The organism is Mucilaginibacter sp. 320_HR, assembly GCF_059691875.1.
This window is the reverse complement of record NZ_JCAWAI010000002.1, coordinates 622,097-648,217: the sequence shown is the minus strand read 5'-3', so window position 1 is coordinate 648,217 and position 26,121 is coordinate 622,097. Positions and strand designations below refer to the sequence as shown.

Here is a 26,121-nt window from a genome sequence, read left to right as displayed (position 1 = left end):
ATCGTTACCCATCACAACCTGTCTGTTTTATGCTGAAGCTTTATACTCTTTTACAGCAGCAATTAATTTTGGTAATACTTCTAACGCGTCGCCTACTATACCGTAATCAGCTACTTTGAAAAACGGCGCATCGGCATCTTTGTTGATGACAACGATAACTTTTGATGAACTTATTCCCGCAAGGTGCTGAATAGCACCTGAAATTCCCACTGCGATATACAGATTCGGGCTTACGGCTATACCGGTTTGGCCAACGTGCTCGCTGTGGGGGCGCCATCCGGCATCAGACACCGGTTTGGAGCAGGCTGTTGCCGCGCCAAGTAAACCGGCAAGTTCCTCAAGTAATCCCCAGTTTTCCGGGCCTTTTAAACCCCTTCCGCCAGAAACAACTATCTCGGCGTCGGGTAACGAAACTTTATCGGTAGACTGAACAATGTCTTTCAGCATAGCCCTGAAATCAGATTCCCGGGTTTCTACACTAAAGTCTTCCACCTGTGCTGTATTGCCGCTTTCTACCACCTTAAAAGAGTTAGGCGTCAGCGCAATCACTTTGTTAGCTGATGTAAGCTCGACCGTAGCAAAAGCTTTACCGGAAAACGCAGTTTTCTTAATCGTAAATTTTCCACCATTCCGGTCAGGTAATGATACCGCACCATCGGCAACCCCGGCCTGTAGTTTCACACCTACACGCGGTGCTAGTCCGCGGCCTGAGAATGAATTTGACAGCACTATAACATCTGCACCCTGAGCTTTAGCAGCCTCGGCAATTACCGATGCGTAAGCCTGGTTTACAAAGTTCTTTAACTTATCGTTAGACACGTTCAGCACTTTTTCTGCGCCGTATTTTCCTAACGCGGTAAGATCGTCCGCAGCTACATCGCCAATAGAAATAGCGATGAGGTTAGTGTTATTTTGATCGGCAACTGCTTTGGCATAGCTCACCACCTCGAAAGTAGATTTTTTGAACTTGCCTGCGGCATTCTCCGCATATACTAAAACTGACATAGTAGAATCTTCTTGGTAATTATTAAATAACTCTCGCCTGTGTATGCAACAGCTCTATAAGCTGTGCAGGTTCATCAGCGCCAACCAGTTTCACCTGTCCGCGTGGGGCAGGTGTTTCATAACTGATGATCTCCGAAAAGGTTTCAACAGCTACCGGTTCAACAACAGCGAGTGGTTTGGTCCGTGCACTCATGATGCCCCGCATGTTTGGTATTTTTGGTTCGGCAACGCCTTCAGCACAGCCGGCCACAAACGGGAAGGGTATAGTTAGTACTTCTTTACCGCCCTCTATTTCGCGCTCAACGGTAGCCTGCTGATCTTCAGCATCCAGTTTCTTGATAATAGATACTGAAGGTATATCCAGCAGTTCGCCCAGCATAGCTGCAACTTTGGAACCGTTATAGTCTATGGACTCGCGGCCGGTAAGTATCAGGTTAAAAGCGTTTGCTTTGGCGTATTCAGCTATTTGGTAAGCAACAAACCAGGCATCATGCGGCTTAGCGTTAATGCGAACGGCATCTGTAGCGCCAATTGCAAGTGCTTTACGTATGGTAGGCTCGGTGCCTGCATCGCCAACGTTAATAACCGTTACCGTGCCTTTACCACCATCTGTAAGCTCGATAGCGCGCGCAAGGGCGATCTCATCATACGGATTGATAATGAACTGTACCCCGTTTGTATTAAATTGCGTGTTGTTATCTGTAAAGGTTATTTTTGTAGTTGTATCAGGCACGTTGCTGATACATACCAATATTTTCATCATAAGCGGTTTATTTGCGGGTAGACGTATTTGGTGTTGCAAATTTAGTTAAAAAACACACAGTAAAAAATGGACACAAGCAGATTAGACAAGCTGTTGGCATTTATACAGAACGAACCGAACGACGAATTCTTGAAATATGCTTTAGCTACAGAGTACCTGCGCCTTAACGATACAGAGAAAGCTTTAAGTTATTACGAGGACCTGGTTACCAATCACCCGGGTTATACCGGCACCTATTATCACCTGGGTAAACTGTACGAAGCTTTAGGACGTAAGGATGATGCGATAAGCACTTATGAAACAGGCATGCGCATTACCAAGGAAAAAAGGGATATGCATGCTTTTTCGGAACTGCAGGGTGTTTACATGGCGGCAAAGGGGTTTGATGATGATGATGACGACGATTATTAACTAGTCCACGGTCAGTCAATGCTCCGTTAGGAATGGCAGTGCTTAAACATGAGCCTGTGGGTGGTACTTTCTTTGGTTGCCAAAGAAAGTACCGCAAAGAAAGCTCGCGGCTGCATAACAGCCTATGAAAGTTAGTGCCAAGGCAGTTGCAGTGCCCGCCAGCTGTTCTGAGGCCGCATATTTAGCTTTCGTTCTGTTCGTCTGGCTCATAGTTTTACTTGACAGTTTCGTAGAAGTATTAGAACTGCTTATAGAAGCGTGGGGCAGACGAAAAACCGAGCCGGGGTAAAGGCCCGGGAGAGGAAGGTTTTTTTAGTCTTGATTTTTTGGCGACTTTTGTATCAAGACAAAAGTTACTAGGCCCCTGCGGCTATGAGCAGACTAACAATAATAAAGCACAGGCAAAAAGTACTTACTTAGTGCTTTAACAAAGATAACCACATCTAAATTATGAGAAAGATAATATCATTTATGCACATCTCCCTTGACGGTTTCGTAGCGGGGCCTAATGGAGAAATGAACTGGATCAAGGTTGACGAAGAGCTGTTTGACCATGTTAGTAAGCGGATCAGCGGGACTGATACGGCTTTATATGGCCGGGTAACTTACGATATGATGGAAAGTTACTGGCCAACAGCTGCAGACGCACCAGACGCCAGTAAGCATGACATTGACCATTCTGCCTGGTACAAAAACGCGCACAAAGTTGTGTTGTCGAAAACACTGAAAGGTGCGGATCTGGCCAATACAACAATCATCAGCGATGATCTTGTTGAAAGCATTAACAAACTCAAACAAACAGATGGCAGTGAAATATTGCTGTTTGGAAGCCCAAGCGCGACACATGCGTTAATTCAGGAAAACCTGATTGATGGTTACTGGCTGTTTGTAAACCCGATACTACTTGGTGAAGGTATTCCGTTGTTTACCAACATTAAAGATAAAGTAAAGCTAAAGCTATTACCAGGAAGCAGGCAATTCACTTGCGGTGTGACGGAACTTAACTATGTAGTCGACAACGCGAGTTAACAGACCAGATTTGAAAGGCAGGCAACTACTATTTATCAGGGATGTAGCCCTTTATACGCTTACCTCTTTTGGCGGGCCGCAAGCGCATATTGCTGTTTTGCTGCGCGAGTTTGTAGAAAAGCGACGTTATGTGACAGAGGAAGAGCTGATGGAACTGAATGCCCTCTCGCAAATTATGCCCGGGCCTTCATCTACCCAAACGCTTGTAGGAATCGCCTGGAAGGTGGGCGGGCTTAGGCTGGCCATTATAACCTTTCTGATATGGATATTGCCGTCTGCCGCAGTAATGTGTTTAGCGGCCATCAGCTACAAAATGTTTGGCGACCGTGCGCAATTTGCATCTATACTGCGCATAGTACAGCCCATGGCGGTTGGCATTGTGGGTTATGCTACCTACACCTTTGCCCGTAAGTTTTTGCGGACGAAAGTCACGGCTATGCTGGCGGTTGGTTCGCTTGTGTCTACCCTGATCCTGCAAAACCCGTATGCGTTCCCAATCCTGATCTTACTTGGCGGTATTATTTCATCAGCGTTGGAAACCCAGAAGGAAGAGAATGAACTGAGAGTGAAACTTTACTCTAATGTGAACCCCAATAAAGTAGCTTACTTCATCGGTATATTGCTCTTTTTTGCTGCCCTTGGCGCTATCGTGAACCGTACTTCGCCGTTTAGTTTGCCGATACGTTTGTTTGAAAACTTTTACCGTAACGGCATCCTCATTTTTGGAGGCGGGCAGGTGCTTGTACCCTTGATGTACACGGAATTTGTGGAGCTTAAACACTACCTGAGTAATTCGGAGTTCCTGACAGGTTATGCCCTGCAGCAGGCTTTGCCAGGGCCTACGTTTGCCTTCACCTCTTTTGTAGGTGGCATTAGCATGGGTAACAAGGGTTACGGTATTATTGGGCAGGTAATAGGTAGTTTGGTGGCGGTAATCGGCATCAATTTACCCGGGCTGATCCTGATTCTTTTTATTGTGCCGTTTTGGAACGATCTGAAAAAGATAACACGAATAAAGAACTCCCTGAGCGGGATAAACGCCGTAGCCGTGGGCTTTATGGCTACGGCTTTTATATTGCTGGTAATGCCTTTTAAGCTGAATGTTTTAGCCTACGGATTAATGGTGGTCACGTTTTTACTACTGAGATATACCAGGATAAAAGCGCCGGTGATTATTTTAATAGGCATAGCTGCTGGCATGCTTTTGTAAGGGCACTTTAATGTTAAGGTGTTTCGCTCCAATGTGTTTCGCTCTAGTTATACAAAGAAGTATAATCTCCATAACGTATTCTTGAACAAGGACTTGGTCAATTAGCCTGAAGCTATAGTACTGTTTCGGGTTGTTTCGCTTATAGATGTAAGAACCTAAAAACAGCTATTTAGAAGAATATAGTGTTCCAGGTGTTTCGCTTTTGCCAAGCGAAACACTGGTAAACTAAATACAGCCCTATAAAGAAGTTCCCCCTTCAGGGGGCTAGGGGGCTAAAACGGCGGCTCATCCTCCATATCGTTCATGCTGGAGGGGCGAATGATAAAGTTGTTTGGCTTTTCAAAATCCTGCGATGGCGCCAGGCCCGTGAACGCGTTACCCATAGGAGGGAAGCCGTCCATATTGGTCTCCAGATCCGTAAACTTAACGTATTTACCAACGAATTTAAGGCGTACACGACCGGTCTCGCCATTACGGTGCTTGGCTATAATTACCTCACCAACACCCTGGGTAGGGTTGTTGTCTTCATCAACATCCAGTCCGTAGTATTCCGGACGGTAAAGGAAAAGTACCATATCCGCGTCCTGCTCAATAGAGCCGGATTCACGTAAGTCGGAAAGCATAGGGCGTTTGGAACCGCCCGGCCTGTTCTCCACCGCACGGCTCAACTGCGACAGTGCAATTACCGGTACGTTCAGTTCTTTTGCTACGGTTTTTAGCGCGCGTGAGATGCTACCAATCTCCTGCTCACGGTTACCGCCACCTTTGCCATCGGCCTTACCCTGCATCAGCTGCAAGTAGTCAATGATGATTAGCTGTATGTCATGCTGCGACTTTAAACGGCGGCATTTGGCCCGAAATTCAAATATGTTTAGCGATGGCGTGTCGTCTATAATAAGTGGCGCCTGCTCAAGCCTGCCTACTTTAGAGTGTATCTGCTGCCATTCCCATTCCTCCAGTGTACCCTTACGGATCTTTTCCTGCTCAATCTCGGTCTCGCCGGATATCAAACGATTCACCAACTGAACCGAGGACATCTCGAGTGAGAACACTACTACCGGTTTATCAAAGTCTACAGCGGCATTGCGTGCGCAGCTTAACACGAACGCCGTTTTACCCATCGCAGGACGGGCCGCGATAATTACCAGGTCGGATTTTTGCCAGCCTGACGTCATGCGGTCAAGCTCGGTGAAGCCGGACGCAACACCTGTGAGGCCGTCTTTTTTATCCTTAAGTGCTTCAATCTCCTTTAAGGCCTCGTGCACCAGGTCGTCCATCTTACGCGAGTCGCGACGAAGGTTGCTTTGTGCTATCTCAAAAAGGTTTTTTTCTGCTTTATCTAAAAGGTCCAGTACGTCGCTGGTTTCTTCGTAGGCGCTGTTAATTACCTCGGTAGAGATGCGTATCAATTCGCGCTGAATGAACTTCTGGATAATAATACGCGAGTGGTACTCAATATTAGCCGCTGATGCTACACGGTTGGTAAGCTCGGTAATATAGTACGCCCCACCAATCATCTCCAACTCGCCCTGCTGGCGTAATTGCGCGGTTACAGTAAGGATATCCACAGGAGAGGTTTTCTCAAACAGTATTCTTATCGCGTTGAATATCTTTTGGTGATTGTCTTTGTAGAATACCTCAGGTTTTAAAACATCAATAACAGATGAGAGAGCGTCTTTCTCCAGCATAAGCGCACCAAGTACGGCTTCTTCCAGGTCAGTTGCCTGTGGCGGCAGCTTGCCTAGTCCGGCGTAAGGCGTAGGGGTGTTAAAGCGATTTCTGCGTTCGGTGCCCGGCTTGTTACTGGTGGAATCGTTCTCGAAGATCATTCAACAAAAATATATCAAAAAATGGGGTTCAGTGCATCAGAATAGTTCACATAGTGTATCGTGTGGATAACTAAATCATTCTCAGCACCATAAATTTTCGGGTATTTACTCCACATTAGATGTTAGTAACTTGTTTATGATGTTGCTAATACATTGATAATCACGCCATGTTAATAAAGTTTGAATGTGTTAATAAAGTAAAGCTATTTAGCCACTTAGAAGTACACTATGGGGTAATATTGTATTTATAACTACTTTTGCGCGAATACAATAACTAAGGAATGGCATTTGAAACGAGGCCGCCGCGCGAAAGCAACCAGATGGTTTTCGGCATTAGGGCGATTATAGAAGCGATACTGGCTGGCAAAGAGATAGAATCGCTGTACTTGCAGCGCGGCTTAGGTGGCGGTTTGCTAACGGAGTTGAAGCAGGTAATGCACCAGCACCAGATAATTGCACAGCAGGTGCCTGTAGAAAAACTGAACCGCCTTACTCAAAAGAACCATCAGGGCGCTATTGCTTTTATATCGCCTATAGTTTACCAAAAGATAGAGAACATCATTCCCGAGATATTTGAGAAAGGAGAGGTGCCGCTAATATTGGTACTTGACGGGATAACCGACGTACGCAATATGGGCGCCATTGCCCGTACTGCAGAATGTTCGGGCGTACACGCTATTGTGATTCCTGCAAAAGGATCGGCTCAGGTAAACCCTGATGCTATAAAAACATCAGCCGGAGCATTATACAAGATACCTGTTTGCAGGCACGATAATTTCATGCAAACAGTGCGATTTCTGCAGGAATCGGGCTTGCAATTGGTGTGCTGTACCGAGAAAACCAACGACTACATATATAAACCGGATTATACAGCACCTACCGCCATAGTTATGGGTTCCGAAGAGGATGGCATCCGTAATGAGATTATCCGGATATCAGATCACCTCGCCAAGATCCCTATGTTTGGAGAAATTGAATCACTAAACGTGTCCGTTTCTACCGGTGTGATATTATACGAGGCTATAAGGCAGCGGCAACAGTAGAGCCAGGAAAGTTAGAACCAAGAATTAGGAAAGAAAAACGCCTGAACAATAATGCCAGGCGTTCTTGACTCTCGTATCTTAATTCTTGTATCTTTAAATGTACTTCGTTCCAAATTTGTTCTTAACGTCAGATACCACCTGCTTAATGTTCTGCTCCTGGTCGCGGGGGCATATAAGGAGAGAATTATTAGATTCTACCACAATGTAATCATGCAATCCCTGTAGTATCACTAGTTTTTCGCCAGGTACGTTAACCATGCAGTTGCTGCTATCGTACATTATTACCTTTTCTGAAGGGATAACCGCGTTACCTACATAATCTTTATCAGCCAACTGGTAAATAGAAGCCCAGGTTCCCAGGTCGCTCCAACCAAATTCGGATGGCAGCACATATACATTGCTGGCTTTTTCCATGATTCCGTAGTCTATAGAAATGTTTATGCAGCGCTGGTATATCTTGTGTACAAACTCTTTTTCTTCCTGTGTATTGTATACAGAACGGGCTTCCGCAAATATCTCGTGCATTTCCGGCAGGTAGCTGTCAAATGCCGCGACTATAGTTTTCGCCGACCACACGAATATCCCAGCATTCCACAAAAAGTCGCCGCTCTGGATAAAGGTTTTAGCAATATCGACAGTTGGTTTTTCGGTAAAAGTTTTCACCTTATGAAAATCCTCGTTAACTGTTTGATCAGTGTATTGAATGTACCCATAGCCTGTGTCTGGCCTGGAAGGCTTAATACCAAGCGTCACCAGGCAATTCTGCGACATGGCGGTTTGCATAGACTTTTCTATAGCGCTAACAAAAGCCGCCTCATCTAATATCAGGTGGTCTGATGGTGCTACCACAATAGCGGCATCAGGGTTTATGCTTTCAATTTTAAAACATCCGTAAGCAACGCAAGGTGCTGTGTTGCGCATAACCGGCTCTGTAAGTATCTGGTCGTCGGCAATGTCTGGCAACTGGGTTTTTACCAGGCCGGTGTAGTTCTCGTTGGTGACAATATAAATGTTCTCTTTAGGGCATACTTTCAGGAAGCGATCATACGTTTGCTGAATAAGCGTTTTGCCTGTGCCAAGAATGTCAATAAATTGTTTCGGGTGAGATGTTCTGCTTATCGGCCAAAAACGGCTGCCGATTCCGCCTGCCATAATAATGGCATAGTAGTTCTTATTCATGCTAAGGGTAAAAGAATTTTTATTTGGTAAACCCATGGCTAAATGTGGGCATTAATTTGTAAATTTAATATGAAATAAAACTAAATATTTCAACAATTAAATTACACCTCCTTTAACCCTGTAAATAAACAAATTGTTTTTGGTTGATTAATCATTTTTATATAAAATTTTTAACTAAACCCGCCGTTTATTTATAAATTTTAGTTATTTTGAACCATAATTTTAAAACATTTAAGTACAGTACATATAATGATTGAAGCTAAAAAATCGCTTTTTGATAACCTCCAGAACTTCTTCGGGTTTGATAATTTTAAGGGGGAGCAGGAAGCGATTATAACTAACATTTTAGCAGGTAACGACACATTTGTGATTATGCCTACGGGGGGCGGAAAATCCATGTGTTACCAGTTGCCTGCTCTAATGAGCGAAGGCACTGCGATAGTGATCTCTCCGCTCATCGCACTCATGAAAAATCAAGTCGACCAATTGCGTGCATTTGGCGGCTCTGACAGCATAGCACATTTTTTAAACTCATCACTTACCAAAGCCGACATCATACGCGTTAAGGACGATGTCCTGAGCGGCAAAACCAAACTACTTTACGTTGCGCCCGAATCACTTACCAAACAGGAGAATGTTGATTTTCTTCGCCTTAACCAGGTATCGTTTGTAGCGGTAGATGAAGCGCATTGTATATCTGAGTGGGGTCATGACTTTCGCCCGGAATACCGCAAGATACGCCAGGTGATCAGCAATATTGGTGACAATATTCCAATTATTGCTTTAACGGCAACGGCGACGCCAAAAGTTCAGCAGGACATTCAGAAGAACCTGCAGATGAACAACGCTACGGTCTATAAATCATCCTTTAACAGGTCTAACCTGTTTTATGAAGTGAGGGCCAAGCGAAATGCTATCAAAGAGATTGTAAAGTTTGTAAAGCAAAATCAGGGTAAGTCCGGCATTATCTATTGCTTAAGCCGCAAAAAGGTAGAAGAAGTAGCTGAGGCGCTTAACCTGAATGGCGTAAGGGCATTACCGTATCATGCGGGGCTTGATCCCAAAGTGCGTGCCGATACACAAGACAAATTCCTGATGGAAGATGTTGAGGTTATCGTTGCGACCATAGCCTTTGGTATGGGTATAGATAAACCCGATGTTCGTTACGTAGTACACCATGATATGCCTAAAAGCATGGAGGGTTATTACCAGGAAACCGGGCGTGCCGGGCGAGATGGTGGTGAAGGTGTTTGCGTAGCTTTTTACTCTGCTAAAGATATAGACAAGCTGCAGAAGTTCATGAAGGACAAGCCTGTAGCCGAACGTGAGATAGGTACACAGATACTTAAAGAGGTTATAGACTACGCTGAATCTTCTGTTTGTCGCCGTAAACAGCTGTTGCATTATTTCGGTGAGAACTTTAACGAGGCGGGTTGCAATAACATGTGCGACAATTGCTGTGCACCAAAAACGCATTTTGATGGCGAGGAGCACCTGCACAGAGCGCTTAGTTTGATAAAGCACATCGGTGAGAAGTTTGACGATTGCCATATCGTTAATATACTGATGGGTAAGGATGATGCTCAGGTAAAAAACTACGAGCATGATAAATTAGATTACTTTGGGTCGGGAATAGAAGCGGGTGAGAACCTGTGGAACTCTTTGCTGCGCCAGGCGTTGCTTAACAACTTCATAGCTAAAGATATCGATCATTATGGTCTGCTTCATCTTACCAAGGCTGGCCTTAACTTCCTTGAAAATCCTTACAGCATCAGGTTTATACTAAATCGGGAAATGGGGCCTACTGATGAGGATGAGGGCGAGGACGGGCCTAAACAAGGCGGTGGGGCATTGGACACCGCTTTGCTGCAAATGCTAAAGGACCTGCGCAAGAAAATTGCAAAACAAAAAGGCCTTCCACCATTCGTTATATTTCAGGATCCCTCTTTGGAAGAAATGTGTACACATTATCCTGTTAACGTTGATGAACTGAAACAGATACATGGTGTAGGCGCCGGTAAAGCAGCTAAGTTTGGCGCGCCGTTCATTGACCTGATAAAGAAATATGTTGAGGACAATGATATTGACAGACCTGTAGACATGGTGATCAAATCGGCAGCCAACAAATCGGCATTGAAGGTATTCATTATCCAAAATATTGATCGGCACCTCGATTTGGAAGACATTGCTGCTTCAAAGGGTTTAACTTACGAGGAAATACTTAAAGAGGTAGAAACAATTGTGAACTCGGGTACCAAGCTTAACCTTAACTACTATATAGACGAGGTTATAGACGAGGACAAGCAGGAGGAAGTTTTTGACTACTTTAAAACAGCAGAAATAGACTCAATTGACGATGCTTTGGTAGAACTGGGTACCGACGACTACACCCGTGAAGAAGTGCAACTAATGCGCATTAAATTTATGTCCGAAGTAGGCAATTAAGTTTAGGCTTAAAGCAAAATTTTATATAGTCCAAAGCCGAAGCCATCAGTGCTTTGGCTTTGGACTTTTTACTGAAAGCTATTTACCAATGATTTTAAATTCGGTCCGCCTGTTCTTGCTGCGGTTATCGTCCGACGTGTTGGGTACAATAGGATCGGCTTTACCATAGCCTTTAAACAGTAGCCGACTTGCCGCGATGTTGCTGCCAACAAGGTAGCTGTAAACAGCTTTCGCGCGGTTTTCGGATAGTGACTGATTAGCCACATCATTGCCGATATCGTCAGTATAGCCCGAAATCTCTATTTTAATGGTTGCGTTCAGCGTCAGAAATTCAATAAGCTTCTGTAACTCCGCTTTCGATTCCATCTTCAAATCGAATTTATTTGTATCGAAGAAAATGTTTTTAAGCACAACTTTATTGCCGACCTCAATTGGAGAGAGCAGTACATTGATGTTGAACGCGCTCTTGGTGGCATGGCCAATTAGAGAAAAATTATCCGAATAAAATAAATAACCCTGGCGAGATATGTTGAGTCCGTAATTTTTACCGGATGCCAGCGTCGCCAGGAACTCGCCCAAATCTTCGGAACTGTAGTCCTGATAAACAGGAAGATTTTTCTCAAGGTCTATTATCTCAACAACCGCCTCCAATGGCTCTTTTGTTTTTATGTCTTTTACGTTCCCCTTCACATAAGTAACAACGTTGGGGCGCAAGTTTACGGGTAGTTCAAACGTGTAAATATCATACCCGCCGAAACCCTTCAAATTATTAGAGGAGAAGAAGGCATAAGCGCCGTTGGCTGTAAGGGTCAAGCCATTCTCATCTCCGCTGGAGTTTATAGGATAGCCAAGGTTAGCGGGTTTCCCCCACTTACCGTCTTTACCAATGCGGCAAATAAAAAGATCCTTGCCGCCCATACCCGGCCAGCCATTGCTGCAAAAGTAAAAAGTGCTATCGTCCGGATGGATAAACGGCGACTGTTCATCGTAGATAGTGTTGATGTTTGGCCCCATATTCTCGGGGTTACTCCAACCTTTATCTGTTAGTTGTGATTTCCATATGTCGTAACCACCGTAACCGCCCTTGCGGTTACTTACAAAATACATGGTGCGCCCATCGGCACTTACAGACGGTTGTGCTTCCCAACCAGGAGTGTTCAAGGGTGCGCTTAGGCTAACGGGCTTCCCCCAGTCATCACCTTTGCGTTGCGAAATGTAAATATCACAACGGCCTTGTCCATCGGGCCGGTTACAGCCCGTAAAGAACAGATACTTTCCATCCTGCGATATCGATTGTGCACCTTCGTTATATGCTGGTGTGTTTATCACATTACTTAAGTATGCAGAGTTTTGCCATTTGCCTGTAGACAGTTTGTCGCTTTTGTAAAAATCTTCGTTGTTGTTTATCTTACGGGTAAATATCAGGGTGCTCTCATCGGCGGTAGCTACCGGAAGGTATTCATCCGCTGCAGTATTTATCTCAGCGCCCATATTCAGAGGTTTAAACGCTACCGGATGCTGCAACGCATCAATGGCGAAAGTACAATCGCGCAATAGCTTGCGTGCTGCAGCCTCGTTCTGTGGGGTTAGGTTAGGATAGGTAATGTACTTTTCCAGGTGCTGCTGGGCCGCCGCGTATAAACCTTCGTTTATCTCCGAGTCGCCAATTTTCATGTAGACGGATCGATTGAACTCAGGGTTAAGATCAATGACTTTTTGGTAATGCTGCACGGCCCCTTTATTGTTCCTTTTCATGCGGAGCACATCACCCAGCAAAAAGTGGGCTTCAATGAACTTGTTGTCAGATGACACGGCTTTTTCCAGCTGGGTTATTGCATCATCATACAGGTGTTCGTCGATACTCTCATTGGCTAAAGCGAAGTTTTTTATAGCGTTCTGGTTGGTGGTGGTGTATTGCCGTTGCTGCGCAAAAACGCAGTCAGGGAAAAACAGGCAAAAAAAAGCGAGGAAAATAGAAATGCGCATCGTGGTATTGATACGTGAATCAATACCCTAAGTTACACATTTAAGGGATATTTAAATACTTGTGCGTTTGAAGGGATATTTCCCACTGAGGGTTCTCTTTAACGTAATCAACAATAAGCGGGGTCATTTCAAGATGCTTGCTCCACTCGGGCTGCAGGTAAAGTTTACAATCCGGCCCAACCAATTTGGCGTTGTGTTCTGCAAATGCAAAATCTGACTTGTTAAACACGATCACTTTCAATTCATTCGCAACATCCGCAACGCTTTGTGTGGGTGCTTTGAATTTCTTGGGAGAAAGGCAGATCCAGTCCCACTTACCGCTAATGGGATAGGCGCCTGATGTTTCTATAAACGTGCGGATATCGGCGTCGTGTAATTTGGCAGTGAGGTAATCAAGATTGTAAATAAGCGGTTCGCCGCCAGTAATTACCACGGCTTTTGCGGGGTGCATAGCTGCATTCGCAACTATCAGGTCAGCAGGGGTAAGGGCATGCAGTTCAGCATCCCAGCTTTCCTTAACATCACACCAGTGGCAGCCCACATCGCAGCCGCCAAGGCGGATAAAATAGGCTGCTTTGCCGGTATTATATCCTTCTCCCTGTATTGTATAAAACTCTTCCATTAAAGGAAGCAGCGTGCCATCTTCCGGAACCTGGTGTGCCATAATTAAGGCTGCAAAGGTACACCATTGCCAGCAAAGCATAAAGCACAAAGACGAAAGGTGATATTTTGGTGATGAATAGCCTCATATGTTGCGCAGTCGCTTTTATTTGTAAGATATTGCCCTTAGATTTATGGAATAAAGTATTGTAGACCAGTGATATAATTACACTCAGCCCGACCTGTATGAAGAAACTTTACTTTCCGGCGTTATTTATATTGATGCTATGCTGTTCTTCATGCGTTGACATTGAGGAACGATACGACTTTAATAAAGATGGATCATGCAACGTGGTATATGGCTTTGACATGAGCAGGGCGGTTTCTGTATTAACCAATTTGCTGTCCGACTCAGTGCGCGAGACACCACAGTTCAGCCTGATTAAGGATACCACTATAAATTTCTACAATGCTTTACCAGACAGCATAGCCAACAAGATGAACGCTGAAGAGATAAAGCTTGCGCAAGGCAGCGATCTGGCTGTTAAAATGAACCTGAAAAACAATGTAATGAAGGTAAACCTGACGCACAAAGCCAGTACTACTGCCGAATTGCAGTACTACCTCCAACATATATCCAGCCTGCCGATAAATAGTCCAGCCTTTACCATGGTGGATGGATCCTCTAAAACTAACAACGCTATAGATGCAGGGCAGCGTTTTACAGCAGGGCAGGACTATTACGTTTACGAAATATCTGATAATAAATTCTACCGTAGCGTTGACAAGAATAAATTCAACTTGTTTTTAAAGAAGGTTGGATCAAAGTTATCAGTAGCTAAAGCGATGCTGATTGATATGCCCTATAAAGTGGTGTTAAGATTTGCGCGGCCGGTAAAAAAGATTAATAATAGCAAGGCTATGCTATCTGCCGACAGGCGCACTGTAACACTGGTGACCAGTATGGATGAGGTAATGAAGAACCCATCGTTAATGAACCTGAAGATAGACCTTTAATGAAGTGGGTTGCTGTAGATGAACCGGTGCTGACTGGTGGTGAAACATTTATAAAAAAAGTAAAGGCTGGCGGCAAGAACATTTGCCTGGTAGGCTACGAAGGGGAGGTGTATGCACTGGGTAGCTCTTGCCCGCACGCCGGCTTTGACCTGAGCAAAGGATGGTGTAAAGATGGCAAACTTATCTGCCCTATACACCGCTTTGGTTATGACCTGCATACCGGCAAAGGCAACCCCGGTCAAAACGACTACATAGAGCATTACCCTGTTAAAGTGAAAGATAATGTGCTATATGTCGGGATGGACTCTTTTTGGGACAAGTTAAAGCAGGCGTTTAGATAATCCGCTTAGCTGTAAACCTCTTTGTTTGCTGACGCAAGGGTGTTCTTTAATAAACCTACTATGGTCATTAACCCAACGCCGCCAGGTACCGGTGTTATCCAGGAAGCTTTTTGCGACACGCCTTCAAAATCTACATCGCCATACAACTTGTAACCAGATTTAGTCACAGTTGAAGTTTCGCGGTTCATGCCTACGTCCACAACCACTACACCATCCTTAACCATATCTGCAGTAATAAAATTCTTTTTACCGATAGCAACGATCAGGATATCAGCATCAAGAGTAAACTTCTTAATATCGGGTGTGCGGCTATGACATATAGTTACTGTACAGTTGCCGGGCTGCGTATTACGCGCCATCAGGATGCTCATAGGAGAGCCAACTATATTGCTACGGCCGACAACTACGCAATGCTTACCCGCGGTATCTATTCCATATTCTTTAAGCATTAAGGTAATGCCGTAAGGTGTAGCCGGGATAAATGATGGTAAGTTACGTTGCATGCGACCAAGGTTTACCGGGTGAAAACCGTCCACATCCTTCCGGTGGTCTATGCGCTCGGTAACCTTTTCAGGATCGATGTGCTTTGGTAACGGCAGTTGTACAATAATACCGTCAATGTCCTCGTCGGCATTTAGTTCAGCCACTTTGGCCAAAAGCTCTTCTTCAGAAACAGTATCTTCGTAACGCACAAGGGATGATTTAAAGCCTACTTTTTCGCAATTTTTCATCTTACTGGCCACGTAGGTCTCGCTACCGCCGTCATGGCCTACAAGCACCGCAACCAGGTGCGGTTTGCGGCCAGTGCGCTCCAGTATTTTAGCTGCTTCTTCAGCAATTTCAACCTTGAGTTTTTCCGATACGTATTTTCCGTCTAATAACTGCATAAGAGAGTCAGGATGTAAGATTCAAGAGTCAGGAAAGGAAGCAAAACTTATACTTATTGTCTTGCATCTCGACTCTTGTTTCTTGATTCTAGTTAATCTAATTTCAAAACAGCCATAAATGCGCTTTGTGGTATCTCTACGTTACCCACTTGGCGCATCCGTTTTTTACCTGCTTTTTGTTTTTCTAACAACTTACGCTTACGCGATATATCACCACCGTAACATTTCGCAGTAACGTCTTTACGCATTGCTTTAACTGTTTCGCGTGCTATGATCTTGGCACCAATTGATGCTTGTATGATAATCTCGAACTGTTGACGTGGCAGCAGCTCTTTCAGCTTTTCGCATATCTTTTTACCAAAGTCGTAAGAATTTCCGCGGAATATCAATGACGATAAAGCATCAACCGGTTCGCTGTTTAATTTAATATCCAACCTTACCAAGTCGCTTTGGCGGTAACCTATCTGGTGGTAATCAAATGATGCGTAGCCTTTGGAAATGGTTTTCAGCTTATCATAAAAGTCGAATACGATCTCGCCCATCGGCATTTCAAAGATCAGTTCCACACGGTCTGACGTGAGGTACGACTGGTTTTTAATAAAACCACGTTTTTGTATGCAAAGCGACATTACCGGGCCAACAAACTCCGATTTGGTGATGATGGTTGCTTTTATATAAGGCTCTTCAACAAAGTCGATCTTGCTTGGATCAGGAAGGTCGGACGGATTGTTAACCGTTATCTCTTCACCTCTGGTGCTGTGCGCCAGGTAAGACACGTTGGGTACAGTGGTGATCACCGTCATGTTGAACTCGCGTTCAAGCCGTTCCTGAATAATTTCCATATGCAGCATACCGAGGAAGCCGCACCGGAAACCAAACCCCAAAGCAGCAGATGATTCAGGCTCGAAAACCAGCGAGGCATCATTCAGCTGCAATTTCGCCATAGATTCGCGCAGTTCTTCGTAGTCTTCAGTATCTACCGGGTAAATACCTGCGAATACCATTGGCTTTACTTCTTCAAAGCCCTGTATGCCGATTTCGCATGGGCGGGCAATGGTCGTGATGGTATCACCAACTTTAACTTCCCGAGACTCTTTTATACCAGAAATGATGTAACCTACATCACCTGTTTTAATAACGTCTTTAGGCTGTTGTTTTAGTTTAAGTGTGCCAACCTCTTCGGCAATATATTGCTTTTCTGTAGCGAAGAACTTCACACGGTCACCTTTGCGGATCTCGCCGTTTACAACTTTAAAGTAAGCTACAATGCCACGGAAGGAGTTATAAACCGAATCAAAAATCAACGCTTGTAGAGGTGCTTCAGGGTCGCCCACCGGGGCTGGCACACGCTCTACAATTGCACGTAAAATATCATGTACACCCATGCCTGTTTTGCCGGATGCCGCAAGTATATCCTCGCGTTTGCAGCCTATCAGGTCTACAATCTGGTCTTTAACTTCCTCGGGCATAGCGCCGGGAAGGTCCATCTTGTTCAGTACGGGAATAATTTCAAGATCGTTTTCAAGCGCCAGGTAAAGGTTAGAAATGGTTTGCGCCTGTATACCTTGCGCCGCGTCTACAATCAGTAAGGCGCCCTCACATGCAGCAATAGAGCGTGATACTTCGTAGGAGAAATCCACGTGGCCTGGTGTATCTATCAGGTTCAGCACATACTTCTGGCCATCAAGCTCATAATCCATTTGTATGGCGTGGCTCTTAATGGTGATACCCCGTTCCCGCTCAAGGTCCATGTCATCTAAAAGCTGAGCCTGGCTTTCGCGCTGAGTTATAGTATTGGTATATTCTAACAACCTGTCGGCAAGGGTACTTTTACCGTGGTCGATATGCGCTATAATGCAAAAATTACGGATATGCTTCATTCAATCGCAAAAATAACTTTTTAAGCGGATATTTGGCATAGGCGACAGTAATTAGCTAACTTCATAGGTAAGTCCAATCCCAATGAAGAATATCCTTTGTTTAATACTTCTACTCTTTACCGTAAAAACATTTGCTTGTTCGTGCTCTCCCTTACTTCCATTTCAGAAAAAAGAAGACCTGAAGCAATACGATCTTGTTGCGCTAGTAAGCATTAAACAAGTGGCCCCTCTTGATCCAAGGTCAGGTGTTTTCAAGCTACGAACAAGTGGTGACATCCTGGTTGACGTGCTTGAAGTATTTAAGGGTTCAGGAACAGATTCTTTGTACAATTCGGACTATCAAAATGATTGTGCGCTTAATGTAGACAAAGGGCAACAATGGCTGGTATTTGGCTATATGCAGGCCGGTAAGATGCATATCAGTCGTTGCACTTACACATCTGTTTATAAAGATGTTCAGGGCCTGCGCGATTGGCGTGGATTTAGTGGCATACATGATCTGGACTTGCTTCGACATTTATATGAACACAACATTTACGGAAATGCGCTTACTAAAACACTGTTTTATCCAAATGGGAAACCTGAATTGATTCAAAAGCTAAAAGGAGAAAAGCTGAGCGGCACCCGAAATATTTTTTATACGAGCGGAGCGAAGTGGATAACAGAAACCATCAAAAATGGCTTGCGCGATGGTAAGCGCTGCATTTATGACACTGCTGGCCACCTTGTTGATATTACTTACTACAAAAAAGGCTTGAAAACTAAGCGTATAATTTATCAAGATACCGCAGAGATAGCCTGGTACTTTAATTATCAACAGCACAACAACAAAGATCCGTTGTTTGGCGACCATAATCATGATAGTTCATTTTATGCGCGTAAACTTGACTCATTAAGAAGGTCTAACAAGTGGAACGAAGCACCTCAGCTTACTACTGTTTATTTTAATGACGGCCGCAGTTACGAGGAATGCTATTATGATCACTTTGGCAGGATAGAGCGGTACACTTATGTAGATGCATTACATGGTAAAAGTGAGTCCTGGCAGTATAATGAAGGTGTTTTACGAGATTATACTCTACTGGATCAGCGTAATAACAAAATGGTGGAATATGATTATAAGCCTGACGGTTCACGGCGTGATTTCATTAATGACTGTACCTATTGCAAATATTACTTTCCTAAAGAAAAGAAGCTTGCTGAACCTGAACCTTTGTATATACAATAAAGCATAATGAAGGTTAGTGTTGTAGAAGAGGTGGCGTTACAGTTAGGTGTAAGCGTAAAAAACTATTATGCAGTCAGCGGCGGCGACATCAATCAAGCTTATCAGCTAAATACTTCCAGAGGTAAATACTTCCTGAAAGTAAACTCTTTTGACCGCTATCCGTACATGTTCTTACGGGAAAAAGAAGGGCTGGAAGCTATCGGTGCTAGTCAAACTATCAAAGTGCCGGAGGTTATTTTACAAAGCGAAGTGGATAGCGATAGCTTTTTACTCTTGGAGTGGATAGATAGCGTTCAGCCCACTAATAACAACTTAAGAAAACTGGGAGAGCAGCTAGCCAAGCTTCACAAGGTTAGCAATGAGCATTTTGGTTTTTCAACCGACAACTTTATCGGCTCGTTACATCAAGCCAACAAAATCAATGAGGACTGGACTGCTTTCTTTATTGAAGAACGGATTGCTCCTTTGTTGCGTTTAGCTTTTGACGCCCGCTTGCTGAGTAAAGATGACGTTAAGGATTTCGAAGTACTTTACAGTAAGTTGCCCGATATTTATCCAAAAGAACAGCCTGCTTTTGTACATGGTGATCTTTGGGGTGGCAATTACCTGATTGACACCGGTGGCAATCCATACCTGATAGATCCTGCGGTGTATTATGGCAACCGCGAAATGGATATAGCAATGACCAAACTATTCGGTGGGTTCGGTGATGCATTTTATGAAGAGTACAACAATATCTACCCGCTTCAGCCGGGATGGGAGCAAAGAGTAAAGCTCTGGAACTTATATCCGCTGCTGGTTCACGTTAATTTATTTGGCGGCACTTACGTGCATCAACTGCAAGCTACCTTGCGATCGGCACTTGCTATTTAAAAGGCTGTACAAAAACCGGGGTTTCAGATGCCTGTATCGTTACTTTGCCATTGTTAACTTTTAGCTGTGTGGATTTCATAGTGTCAGAACCCGGAACAAGGTTATACAGTATTGCAGATTTAACACCAGTACCAAGTGTAAGCGTAAAGGGTGTTGTTCTTCCCTTTTGATCGGGTACAGTTAATACATACATCACCTTTTTACCTCTTTGGTACTTGTCTACTAACGGATCGCTGTTTAGTGTACTTACATAAGAATAATCGCCCATTAACTGGGTAGTTTGTAGAATATAGTCAGCAGCAGGACGCCGCTTTGTGCCTTCAGCAAGCCCGGATGTTGAATATTGTTGTGCTTTATTTGGATAAGCATCAAACAACTGATAAAAGAATAAACGGTTAAAACCCATTCGCGCATATAGTAGTGACGTGCGCAAGATCCAATCAGCTTGTGTAATCAGCGTTGTTTTGGTGCCTATTGGCGGCGCTTTTTGGTAGCTGCCCTGATTTATGTCATAACCGGCCTCTGTTAACCACACAGGAGGATGGTTGGGCAAGCTATTAGCATAATCTATAAAGGACTTGGCAATTTCTGGCGCTTCGGAAAGTTCCGGTGCTACACCAGTTGTTGCTTTACGGTGAGTTAGCACGCTGCCATTATTAGAATATAGATGATAATTGATTACATCAAAGCACAGGTTTATGGTGCCGTCAGCATTATAACCGCGATTTGCCTTGCACCATTCTACCATACGTTTTACATAATTAACATCGGCAGTAGCTAGTCCGCCCATAACAACCTGCATGCCTGGGTCTGCCGTTTTCACACCGGCATTCGGGCCGAGCGTATGCTTATGGCCGTCGTAAAATGCCGAAAGGTTGGCAGCGTATTCTTCGGGAGTTTGCGTTGCTTTGCTGCCTTTCCACCAACGGTCGTTCTCGTTTCCGCATTCAATGTATTTAATTAAACCCATCCCAATCTTCACTTCATTGACCCGGTCGTTTTTCCATCGTGGCCTAGCGTCTACTTTTACCAGCGTAGGGGTGATGTTGGTATTATAACCGTAGCGCGCTGCAAATTGGAAGGCTGTGCGTGCCTGTACAACATACGATTTTGGCGAACTCCTATCAGCGTTATAGTAAGCAGGTACGTTCTCGTCGTTATGTTGGTCGGCAGGGTAGGAGTTCATCATCCACACCGGAAGGTTTTTTATATCCGCAAGCACAAGAATGCTATCCTGCTTACAGCGGTTATAAATAAGATCATAGTTCCAGTTGCCGTTGTTTGTAGGGTTATAGGTGTAATTGCCTTCGGTACTCTCCAGTTTATTCCAGTTTAGATAATGGCGGACCGCACTAAATGACTTAATAAGCGCCATGTTATCTTCGTAAATGCCATTACGATTGTTTGGTGCAGCGGGGTTCTCTAAGAAATTCCATTCATAACTGTTGATGCCAAACATATTTTTTAGGGGAACGGCTGCATGAATGTGCCTTTGACGGGAGCTGCTATCGGCAGTAACATCCATGCTGGATTTAACCTGGCTAGTGTGGCACTGGGAAAGGTTCATCACCACCGCAGCTAATGCTATAGCAGGACTTTTAAACAGGCTTAAACTCATTTGAGCGGAGTGGATGATATTACCAGCAGCAAGTTGCAGGCATAATATGTTATACGCAGTAAAAAGGTAAGAGTTGTACATTTAATAGCAAGGGTATATAAAATAACGTTTTTCTCTTGAAGTTGGTTGTAAAAAAAAGCCGCCTTGTGTTTACTTACAAGACGGCTGCAAATGCTGTTTATTATCTTTAATCTAAACCACCGCGGCGGGTTGCCTTGGTTTGTGACGGCCACTTACTTTGCTCACCCGTGCGCGGGTTAATTGGCATAACGGCTTTGTCGCGGGATGTTTTGTTGGGGTCCTCACAAGCCTGATAAACCAAAATTGCTGTTAAGATGGCATTGTTCTTAATATCGTCGAAAACAAGTTTGTCGTAAGTATCGCGATTAGTATGCCAGGTGTAGTTACCGTACGACCAGCCAAGTGAACTTAACGAAAAGCCAGGTGCTCCTACGGCTACAAAAGACGCGAAGTCCGATCCACCGGCACCCGGGCTACCCGGGAAGGTAGTAGTAATACCTTCACGAATGTTGGCCGGCACCTTTGTTAACCAACGGCTGATGTAATCATAGCTATTAAGAAAGCCTTGGCCGCCAATGTTTACTACACGCCCTGTGCCATTATCCTGGTTAAACAGTGCCTGCAGATTTGCCACAATTTCGGGGTGATCTTCAACAAACGCGCGCGACCCGTTCAGGCCCTGTTCTTCACTGCTCCAGTGACCTACCAGAATGGTGCGTTTTGGATTAGGATATACTTTTTTGAGGATGCGCATGGCTTCCATCATGGTTAAAGTACCTGTACCGTTGTCTGTAGCACCTTGTCCGCCATCCCACGAGTCGAAGTGAGCAGAAAGCATTACGTACTCGTTTGGCTTTTCTGTTCCTTTAATTTCCCCTATAATATTAAACGTTGGTACAGCACCAAGTTCCTTTGATTCTGCCTGGATCTTAATCATTGGCTTTTCGCCACCGTCGGCCAGGCGGTAAAGTATTCCGTAATCTTCCAGCGCAATATCAACCGTTGGGATCTTTTTTGTATAAGCGCTGAATATTTTATCTACACCAAAGCCGGCAGACCAGTTGTTGGTGACGATACCGGCTGCACCCGCTTTCTCCAATGCAGGAGGGAGCGTACGCGCAGTTAGCCCTGTATTTGCTATGCGTTTGCGCCAGGCATCAGTTTGCGCCGTGCGTTCTGCCTTCATTTTTTCAAACGATTCCTTAGTCCCAAACTCAGTCCAGTTATAATCCGGCCGGCCGGTTGGCTGCAGCATAGATATCATCACAAACTTGCCCTTAACCGCAGGAAGCCATTTTTGGAATGCTACGGAATCTGCAAATTCCGGCAGGATAATGCACTCCGCAGTAACCGGTTTTTTCATATTGGGGCTCCACGCCAGTTGCGTACCTTCTAACGAACGTACCCGGGGTGATACCATGTCTATATGGGATATGCCGCGCTCCCAGCCGCGCCATTCACCCCATTTTTCCTGACGTGCAGTAATACCAAACCCTTTGTATTTGGCAAGAGCCCACTCTCCGGCTTTTGCCATGCCGGGGCTACCTACTAGTCTCGATCCTATACCATCTAGTAGCTGATGTGCCAAAGGCTGTAGTTGCGAATTGTCGGTTTCTTCTTTAACAATGGCATCAACTACAGGGTCTTTAGTTTGCGCAAGAGAAGTTCCTGTAGATAAAAGAGCCGGTACCACTAATAATGTTGTGATGCAGCCGCGGGTAAGGCGGCCCAGGGTGTTGGTAGTTTTCATGTAGCTAATGTAAGTAAAGTAACAGCTGTATTGGAGGTACAGAAACAAAGATTTTACACGAGATCTTAAATTCAGTCGTGTATAAAGCTGCTCACAATTAAGTTTAAATACATTTTTTAAAACCAAAAATGCTCGCGATACTTTGATATATAAACATTTACCCCATCAATTTTAATTATGGCACAACTGGATGTACAACCGAAGCAAAGAAGCCCTATATGGATATGGATAGTGCTGGCTGTAGTATTATTGGGTGTAGTATTTTTACTGGCCCGAGGTTGTAACAAAAGCTACCAGCCCACGGCCCTTAAAACCACTGATGCAGACTCTGTTGGGAAAGATAGCACCAGTAATGTTGATTCCACAAAAACTGTGGCAACTTCGCAGCCGGACTGGGAATCCGTTGATTTTGATCTTGCCCGATCCAGCTATAATGAAGTTACCGATACTGCAATTGTGGTTAGAGGCAACACCAAATATACCATTTACGGGTTAGGTGAAAATGTACTTTTTGCCCCCAATGACAGCAAGTTACAAGGCAGCGCAGACGGACGGTTACAGATGATAGTTAATTCGTTAAACAAGCGGTTCAAGTATGCTGCTATTGGCGTTTACGGCCATACAGATAGCACGGGCACCACGGAGCAAAACAGAAGCCTGGGTGCCAAAAGAGCGAATGCGGTAACCGACTGGCTGGTGAATAAAGGTGGCTTAGCAAGGGAAATGATCTCGGTACACTCGTTGGGAGAATCACAACCGATTGCAGAAAATGGTAGTGCCCGTGGCCGGCAGCAAAACAGGAGCGTGGAGATAGTAGCCTTCCCGCGAGATACCGTAAAGAATTAGCAAAGCAAACTTTAAATCTTTTAATTATGGCTTCTACAGATAACACCGATGACATTAGTAAGCTTACAGAGCTAAGCGATAGTGACTTTGAAATAGCCGACGGGCAACCTGATATTCAGGGATGGGACGTCCGAGATTCTGAAGGGAACAAATTAGGCGAGGTTGACGAATTGCTTTTTAATCCGGCTTCACGCAAAGTACGTTATATTATTGTTCACATGGAAAATAACGATATTGGACTTGAGGATGGCCGTGTGCTGATGCCCATAGGCGTTGCAGAACTGGATGAACATAAAGACAATGTAATCATCCCCAATATTACAAAGGCGCAAATTCTATCGCTGCCGCTTTATGAGTACGGTCGTGATATCGACTCAGACACTGAAGCACAAATAAGAAATGTATTTGTCGCACCGGACGCTAATGTAATGGTAGGTACAGACTTTTATGACCATGACCATTTTAATCAAACCAAATTCTACGGCAAGCGACGGGAGCCGGGAGCAGACACAGTAAGTAAGAGCTACCTGGATACACCACCAGAAGGGAACAACGAAACGGTATAAAATAGATGTGTACCAAAAGTACTTTGGTACAAATCTATTACTAGTTACGCGGGCGCTTTAGATTATAAGCTACCAGATAGTTAAGGCTATCAGCAGCTATGGTCTTTTTGTCCGGTGTGTTTTCGCTGGTATTAAGTGAATTGCTTAAACGTGATTTTAGCTGAGTATATACCTCCAGAACCGCTTCGGGCAGCATTTTAGTTGCTATTGTAGGATAGTAGTTTTTTTGCAATCGGGATTTCTCCGTATCTGATACCAGGCTAAGTTCCCATACATCATCCGCTTTAAAACCATGTTCACGGGCAGTGTTCATTAGTTCGTATGAATAAAGGCGGGTCTCTGCCTCAATCGTTTTTTCGTTCATGATTATTTTTGTTTGGGATTAAGTGTAGCAGATACTGTTTCTTTACCAGACTGGTAGGAAGATACCTTTTTGTTAACCGTAACACTCTTTTCTTTTTTCTTCTCTCTTGAAGAACTTTTTTCCTTGCTCATGTTGTTGTACTTAAATAATTATACCTGCCGGTACAGGTGGACTGAGGATGCCGGATAGTCAGTTAGAAGTATTTCTTTAAATATAACTTTACTTATTGATTATTAGTATGTTTAATTTATAAATTAAAGTAAAACTTTAAATAATGCCTTGAACTGGTTATTTATCCCTACCTTGCACACTTATTAAAAATAGCATAATGCAAAAAGAAGGTACAGTAAAGTTTTTCAACGTCACTAAAGGCTTTGGATTCATTTCACAGAGTGACAACAGGAACGACGTTTTTGTTCATTCAACAGGTTTGATCGATACTATCCGTGAAAACGATAACGTAACGTTTGAAATAGAAGAAGGCAAAAAAGGCCCTAGCGCGGTAAATGTAAAATTGGTTTAAAATATCACATCATATTTAATCGTGAGCATCTGCCTACAGGCAGATGCTTTTTTATTCATTTAAATTTTAATCGATACATGGCTAAATCCCAGGCAACATTCATGAAAAAACAGATGGAAAAAAACCGGCAAAAAAAGAAACAAGACAAAGAAGAGCGTAAACAAGCGCGCAAAGACAACCCAGGTGCTACTGATCTAGAGAGCATGATGGCGTATGTAAATGAAGACGGAGAATTGGTGTCTACACCACCTGAAAAAAAAGCGACTAACATTCCACCCGCTCAGGAATCCTAACAGCAGGAATGCTACCCTTTGTAACCAAGCGAGAAACCGGATTCGCTGGTGTATAATAATCTGTTTATAAAGGCTTTTATCTGCTCTAATATTGTTTGAGGTTTAGCTGATAAATTAAGAATTGACTCATCTGGTTGATGGGGCGCAGGTGGTTCGCTATCTGCCTGCATCTCCTCCAATATGCTTTCGCGTATATCAGGGTCACGATTAACAATATCGTCCAGTTCGGTGAGATCGTTAAAGGTAGCCTTACCGTTGCGCTGCTTTTTTATCAGGATATCGAAACGTTCCTGCCTGAAAGTCATTCTTATAAGTGGCCTGTTACTTTTCATTACAGCGATATTAGCAACATGCAGCAAATTAAATGCCATGTAGCTAACTCATTGTATAACAAGTTTTTGCTTGTTTTTAATG

Annotated in this window: 26 protein-coding genes; 13 read left to right on the top strand and 13 right to left on the bottom strand. The window is 44.1% G+C overall.

The window, feature by feature from the left end:
- Positions 1 to 27: 27 nt before the first annotated feature.
- Both AC59GT_RS08510 and AC59GT_RS08505 read right to left on the bottom strand, forming a co-directional pair.
- Positions 28 to 1,005, bottom strand: coding sequence for an electron transfer flavoprotein subunit alpha/FixB family protein (locus AC59GT_RS08510; RefSeq protein WP_497237235.1), 978 nt, complete (start codon positions 1,003 to 1,005; stop codon positions 28 to 30).
- 22 nt (positions 1,006 to 1,027) lie between these two features.
- Positions 1,028 to 1,765: an electron transfer flavoprotein subunit beta/FixA family protein gene (locus AC59GT_RS08505; protein WP_497237606.1), complete on the bottom strand. Its 738-nt coding sequence runs from the start codon at positions 1,763 to 1,765 to the stop codon at positions 1,028 to 1,030.
- Positions 1,766 to 1,834: 69 nt separating this feature from the next.
- Here AC59GT_RS08505 and AC59GT_RS08500 point away from each other — a divergent pair, with 69 nt between their 5' ends.
- The 3 genes from AC59GT_RS08500 to chrA all read left to right on the top strand — a co-directional run bounded on the left by AC59GT_RS08500 (position 1,835) and on the right by chrA (position 4,418).
- Positions 1,835 to 2,179 (top strand): tetratricopeptide repeat protein, encoded by a 345-nt coding sequence (locus AC59GT_RS08500; RefSeq protein WP_497237234.1) that lies wholly within the window; start codon positions 1,835 to 1,837, stop codon positions 2,177 to 2,179.
- Between the two features lie 450 nt (positions 2,180 to 2,629).
- A complete protein-coding gene (locus AC59GT_RS08495) occupies positions 2,630 to 3,208 on the top strand; it encodes a dihydrofolate reductase family protein (protein ID WP_497237233.1) in 579 nt (192 codons plus the stop codon).
- A gap of 10 nt (positions 3,209 to 3,218) precedes the next feature.
- A complete protein-coding gene (chrA, locus tag AC59GT_RS08490; RefSeq protein ID WP_497237232.1) occupies positions 3,219 to 4,418 on the top strand; it encodes a chromate efflux transporter in 1,200 nt (399 codons plus the stop codon).
- A gap of 272 nt (positions 4,419 to 4,690) precedes the next feature.
- On the opposite strand, the gene dnaB is transcribed toward chrA, so the two are convergent.
- Entirely contained in the window at positions 4,691 to 6,247 is a 1,557-nt protein-coding gene (dnaB, locus tag AC59GT_RS08485) for a replicative DNA helicase (RefSeq protein ID WP_497237231.1), read from the bottom strand.
- Positions 6,248 to 6,528: 281 nt separating this feature from the next.
- Here dnaB and rlmB point away from each other — a divergent pair, with 281 nt between their 5' ends.
- Positions 6,529 to 7,290 (top strand): 23S rRNA (guanosine(2251)-2'-O)-methyltransferase RlmB, encoded by a 762-nt coding sequence (gene rlmB, locus AC59GT_RS08480; RefSeq protein ID WP_497237230.1) that lies wholly within the window; start codon positions 6,529 to 6,531, stop codon positions 7,288 to 7,290.
- Between the two features lie 93 nt (positions 7,291 to 7,383).
- Here rlmB and AC59GT_RS08475 read toward each other — a convergent pair whose 3' ends face one another.
- Positions 7,384 to 8,469: a mannose-1-phosphate guanylyltransferase gene (locus tag AC59GT_RS08475; RefSeq protein ID WP_497237229.1), complete on the bottom strand. Its 1,086-nt coding sequence runs from the start codon at positions 8,467 to 8,469 to the stop codon at positions 7,384 to 7,386.
- Between the two features lie 252 nt (positions 8,470 to 8,721).
- Here AC59GT_RS08475 and recQ point away from each other — a divergent pair, with 252 nt between their 5' ends.
- Positions 8,722 to 10,914 (top strand): DNA helicase RecQ, encoded by a 2,193-nt coding sequence (gene recQ / locus AC59GT_RS08470; RefSeq protein WP_497237605.1) that lies wholly within the window; start codon positions 8,722 to 8,724, stop codon positions 10,912 to 10,914.
- A gap of 78 nt (positions 10,915 to 10,992) precedes the next feature.
- On the opposite strand, the gene AC59GT_RS08465 is transcribed toward recQ, so the two are convergent.
- Together AC59GT_RS08465 and AC59GT_RS08460 are read right to left on the bottom strand one after the other, a co-directional pair.
- Positions 10,993 to 12,900, bottom strand: a complete 1,908-nt coding sequence (locus AC59GT_RS08465) for an OmpA family protein (protein ID WP_497237228.1) — start codon at positions 12,898 to 12,900, stop codon at positions 10,993 to 10,995.
- Between the two features lie 40 nt (positions 12,901 to 12,940).
- The gene (locus AC59GT_RS08460) at positions 12,941 to 13,564 is read right to left on the bottom strand and encodes a 7-carboxy-7-deazaguanine synthase QueE (protein WP_497237227.1); all 624 of its coding nucleotides are present in this window, start codon (positions 13,562 to 13,564) and stop codon (positions 12,941 to 12,943) included.
- Between the two features lie 182 nt (positions 13,565 to 13,746).
- On the opposite strand from AC59GT_RS08460, the gene AC59GT_RS08455 reads away from it, so the two are divergent.
- Both AC59GT_RS08455 and AC59GT_RS08450 read left to right on the top strand, forming a co-directional pair.
- Complete coding sequence (locus AC59GT_RS08455) at positions 13,747 to 14,517, top strand: hypothetical protein (protein WP_497237226.1); 771 nt, start codon at positions 13,747 to 13,749, stop codon at positions 14,515 to 14,517.
- On the top strand, positions 14,517 to 14,858 hold the full coding sequence (locus AC59GT_RS08450) for a Rieske (2Fe-2S) protein (protein WP_497237225.1): 342 nt from the start codon (positions 14,517 to 14,519) through the stop codon (positions 14,856 to 14,858). The genes AC59GT_RS08455 and AC59GT_RS08450 overlap by 1 nt, the downstream gene beginning before the upstream one ends.
- Positions 14,859 to 14,863: 5 nt before the next feature.
- Here AC59GT_RS08450 and AC59GT_RS08445 read toward each other — a convergent pair whose 3' ends face one another.
- Positions 14,864 to 15,745: a bifunctional 5,10-methylenetetrahydrofolate dehydrogenase/5,10-methenyltetrahydrofolate cyclohydrolase gene (locus AC59GT_RS08445; protein WP_497237224.1), complete on the bottom strand. Its 882-nt coding sequence runs from the start codon at positions 15,743 to 15,745 to the stop codon at positions 14,864 to 14,866.
- A gap of 92 nt (positions 15,746 to 15,837) precedes the next feature.
- Positions 15,838 to 17,625 carry a translation elongation factor 4 gene (gene lepA / locus AC59GT_RS08440; protein WP_497237223.1) on the bottom strand — a complete coding sequence of 596 codons (1,788 nt, stop codon included), beginning with the start codon at positions 17,623 to 17,625 and terminating at the stop codon, positions 15,838 to 15,840.
- 82 nt (positions 17,626 to 17,707) lie between these two features.
- Between lepA and AC59GT_RS08435 the strand changes: the two genes are divergently transcribed.
- Positions 17,708 to 18,853, top strand: coding sequence for a hypothetical protein (locus AC59GT_RS08435; RefSeq protein WP_497237222.1), 1,146 nt, complete (start codon positions 17,708 to 17,710; stop codon positions 18,851 to 18,853).
- A gap of 6 nt (positions 18,854 to 18,859) precedes the next feature.
- Complete coding sequence (locus tag AC59GT_RS08430; RefSeq protein ID WP_497237221.1) at positions 18,860 to 19,726, top strand: fructosamine kinase family protein; 867 nt, start codon at positions 18,860 to 18,862, stop codon at positions 19,724 to 19,726.
- Here the strand turns inward: AC59GT_RS08430 and AC59GT_RS08425 are convergent.
- The gene (locus tag AC59GT_RS08425; RefSeq protein WP_497237220.1) at positions 19,719 to 21,425 is read right to left on the bottom strand and encodes a hypothetical protein; all 1,707 of its coding nucleotides are present in this window, start codon (positions 21,423 to 21,425) and stop codon (positions 19,719 to 19,721) included. The two genes, AC59GT_RS08430 and AC59GT_RS08425, sit on opposite strands and share 8 nt — an antisense overlap.
- Positions 21,426 to 21,531: 106 nt before the next feature.
- Positions 21,532 to 23,115: a M20/M25/M40 family metallo-hydrolase gene (locus AC59GT_RS08420; protein WP_497237219.1), complete on the bottom strand. Its 1,584-nt coding sequence runs from the start codon at positions 23,113 to 23,115 to the stop codon at positions 21,532 to 21,534.
- 177 nt (positions 23,116 to 23,292) lie between these two features.
- On the opposite strand from AC59GT_RS08420, the gene AC59GT_RS08415 reads away from it, so the two are divergent.
- Together AC59GT_RS08415 and AC59GT_RS08410 are read left to right on the top strand one after the other, a co-directional pair.
- Entirely contained in the window at positions 23,293 to 23,961 is a 669-nt protein-coding gene (locus AC59GT_RS08415; RefSeq protein ID WP_497237218.1) for an OmpA family protein, read from the top strand.
- Positions 23,962 to 23,987: 26 nt separating this feature from the next.
- Positions 23,988 to 24,527, top strand: a complete 540-nt coding sequence (locus AC59GT_RS08410) for a PRC-barrel domain-containing protein (RefSeq protein ID WP_497237217.1) — start codon at positions 23,988 to 23,990, stop codon at positions 24,525 to 24,527.
- Between the two features lie 40 nt (positions 24,528 to 24,567).
- Here AC59GT_RS08410 and AC59GT_RS08405 read toward each other — a convergent pair whose 3' ends face one another.
- Both AC59GT_RS08405 and AC59GT_RS08400 read right to left on the bottom strand, forming a co-directional pair.
- Complete coding sequence (locus tag AC59GT_RS08405) at positions 24,568 to 24,891, bottom strand: hypothetical protein (protein WP_497237216.1); 324 nt, start codon at positions 24,889 to 24,891, stop codon at positions 24,568 to 24,570.
- A gap of 2 nt (positions 24,892 to 24,893) precedes the next feature.
- Positions 24,894 to 25,022 (bottom strand): hypothetical protein, encoded by a 129-nt coding sequence (locus AC59GT_RS08400; RefSeq protein WP_262511247.1) that lies wholly within the window; start codon positions 25,020 to 25,022, stop codon positions 24,894 to 24,896.
- Between the two features lie 197 nt (positions 25,023 to 25,219).
- Between AC59GT_RS08400 and AC59GT_RS08395 the strand changes: the two genes are divergently transcribed.
- Positions 25,220 to 25,414 carry a cold-shock protein gene (locus AC59GT_RS08395; protein ID WP_117381581.1) on the top strand — a complete coding sequence of 65 codons (195 nt, stop codon included), beginning with the start codon at positions 25,220 to 25,222 and terminating at the stop codon, positions 25,412 to 25,414.
- 77 nt (positions 25,415 to 25,491) lie between these two features.
- A complete protein-coding gene (locus AC59GT_RS08390) occupies positions 25,492 to 25,707 on the top strand; it encodes a hypothetical protein (protein ID WP_497237215.1) in 216 nt (71 codons plus the stop codon).
- 11 nt (positions 25,708 to 25,718) lie between these two features.
- Here AC59GT_RS08390 and AC59GT_RS08385 read toward each other — a convergent pair whose 3' ends face one another.
- A complete protein-coding gene (locus AC59GT_RS08385; RefSeq protein ID WP_497237214.1) occupies positions 25,719 to 26,039 on the bottom strand; it encodes a hypothetical protein in 321 nt (106 codons plus the stop codon).
- Positions 26,040 to 26,121: the final 82 nt, after the last annotated feature.

Coding starts and splice junctions, on each gene's coding strand:
- AC59GT_RS08500 (WP_497237234.1), top strand. CDS start 1,835: ATGGACACAAGCAGATTAGACAAGCTGTTGGCATTTATACAGAACGAA.
- AC59GT_RS08395 (WP_117381581.1), top strand. CDS start 25,220: ATGCAAAAAGAAGGTACAGTAAAGTTTTTCAACGTCACTAAAGGCTTT.
- AC59GT_RS08410 (WP_497237217.1), top strand. CDS start 23,988: ATGGCTTCTACAGATAACACCGATGACATTAGTAAGCTTACAGAGCTA.
- dnaB (WP_497237231.1), bottom strand. CDS start 6,247: ATGATCTTCGAGAACGATTCCACCAGTAACAAGCCGGGCACCGAACGC.
- lepA (WP_497237223.1), bottom strand. CDS start 17,625: ATGAAGCATATCCGTAATTTTTGCATTATAGCGCATATCGACCACGGT.
- AC59GT_RS08450 (WP_497237225.1), top strand. CDS start 14,517: ATGAAGTGGGTTGCTGTAGATGAACCGGTGCTGACTGGTGGTGAAACA.
- AC59GT_RS08415 (WP_497237218.1), top strand. CDS start 23,293: ATGGCACAACTGGATGTACAACCGAAGCAAAGAAGCCCTATATGGATA.
- AC59GT_RS08400 (WP_262511247.1), bottom strand. CDS start 25,022: ATGAGCAAGGAAAAAAGTTCTTCAAGAGAGAAGAAAAAAGAAAAGAGT.
- AC59GT_RS08510 (WP_497237235.1), bottom strand. CDS start 1,005: ATGTCAGTTTTAGTATATGCGGAGAATGCCGCAGGCAAGTTCAAAAAA.
- AC59GT_RS08420 (WP_497237219.1), bottom strand. CDS start 23,115: ATGAAAACTACCAACACCCTGGGCCGCCTTACCCGCGGCTGCATCACA.
- AC59GT_RS08405 (WP_497237216.1), bottom strand. CDS start 24,891: ATGAACGAAAAAACGATTGAGGCAGAGACCCGCCTTTATTCATACGAA.
- AC59GT_RS08445 (WP_497237224.1), bottom strand. CDS start 15,745: ATGCAGTTATTAGACGGAAAATACGTATCGGAAAAACTCAAGGTTGAA.
- AC59GT_RS08460 (WP_497237227.1), bottom strand. CDS start 13,564: ATGGCACACCAGGTTCCGGAAGATGGCACGCTGCTTCCTTTAATGGAA.
- AC59GT_RS08430 (WP_497237221.1), top strand. CDS start 18,860: ATGAAGGTTAGTGTTGTAGAAGAGGTGGCGTTACAGTTAGGTGTAAGC.
- AC59GT_RS08385 (WP_497237214.1), bottom strand. CDS start 26,039: ATGAAAAGTAACAGGCCACTTATAAGAATGACTTTCAGGCAGGAACGT.
- AC59GT_RS08425 (WP_497237220.1), bottom strand. CDS start 21,425: ATGTACAACTCTTACCTTTTTACTGCGTATAACATATTATGCCTGCAA.
- AC59GT_RS08505 (WP_497237606.1), bottom strand. CDS start 1,765: ATGAAAATATTGGTATGTATCAGCAACGTGCCTGATACAACTACAAAA.
- AC59GT_RS08475 (WP_497237229.1), bottom strand. CDS start 8,469: ATGAATAAGAACTACTATGCCATTATTATGGCAGGCGGAATCGGCAGC.
- AC59GT_RS08390 (WP_497237215.1), top strand. CDS start 25,492: ATGGCTAAATCCCAGGCAACATTCATGAAAAAACAGATGGAAAAAAAC.
- AC59GT_RS08435 (WP_497237222.1), top strand. CDS start 17,708: ATGAAGAATATCCTTTGTTTAATACTTCTACTCTTTACCGTAAAAACA.
- AC59GT_RS08495 (WP_497237233.1), top strand. CDS start 2,630: ATGAGAAAGATAATATCATTTATGCACATCTCCCTTGACGGTTTCGTA.
- AC59GT_RS08455 (WP_497237226.1), top strand. CDS start 13,747: ATGAAGAAACTTTACTTTCCGGCGTTATTTATATTGATGCTATGCTGT.
- rlmB (WP_497237230.1), top strand. CDS start 6,529: ATGGCATTTGAAACGAGGCCGCCGCGCGAAAGCAACCAGATGGTTTTC.
- AC59GT_RS08465 (WP_497237228.1), bottom strand. CDS start 12,900: ATGCGCATTTCTATTTTCCTCGCTTTTTTTTGCCTGTTTTTCCCTGAC.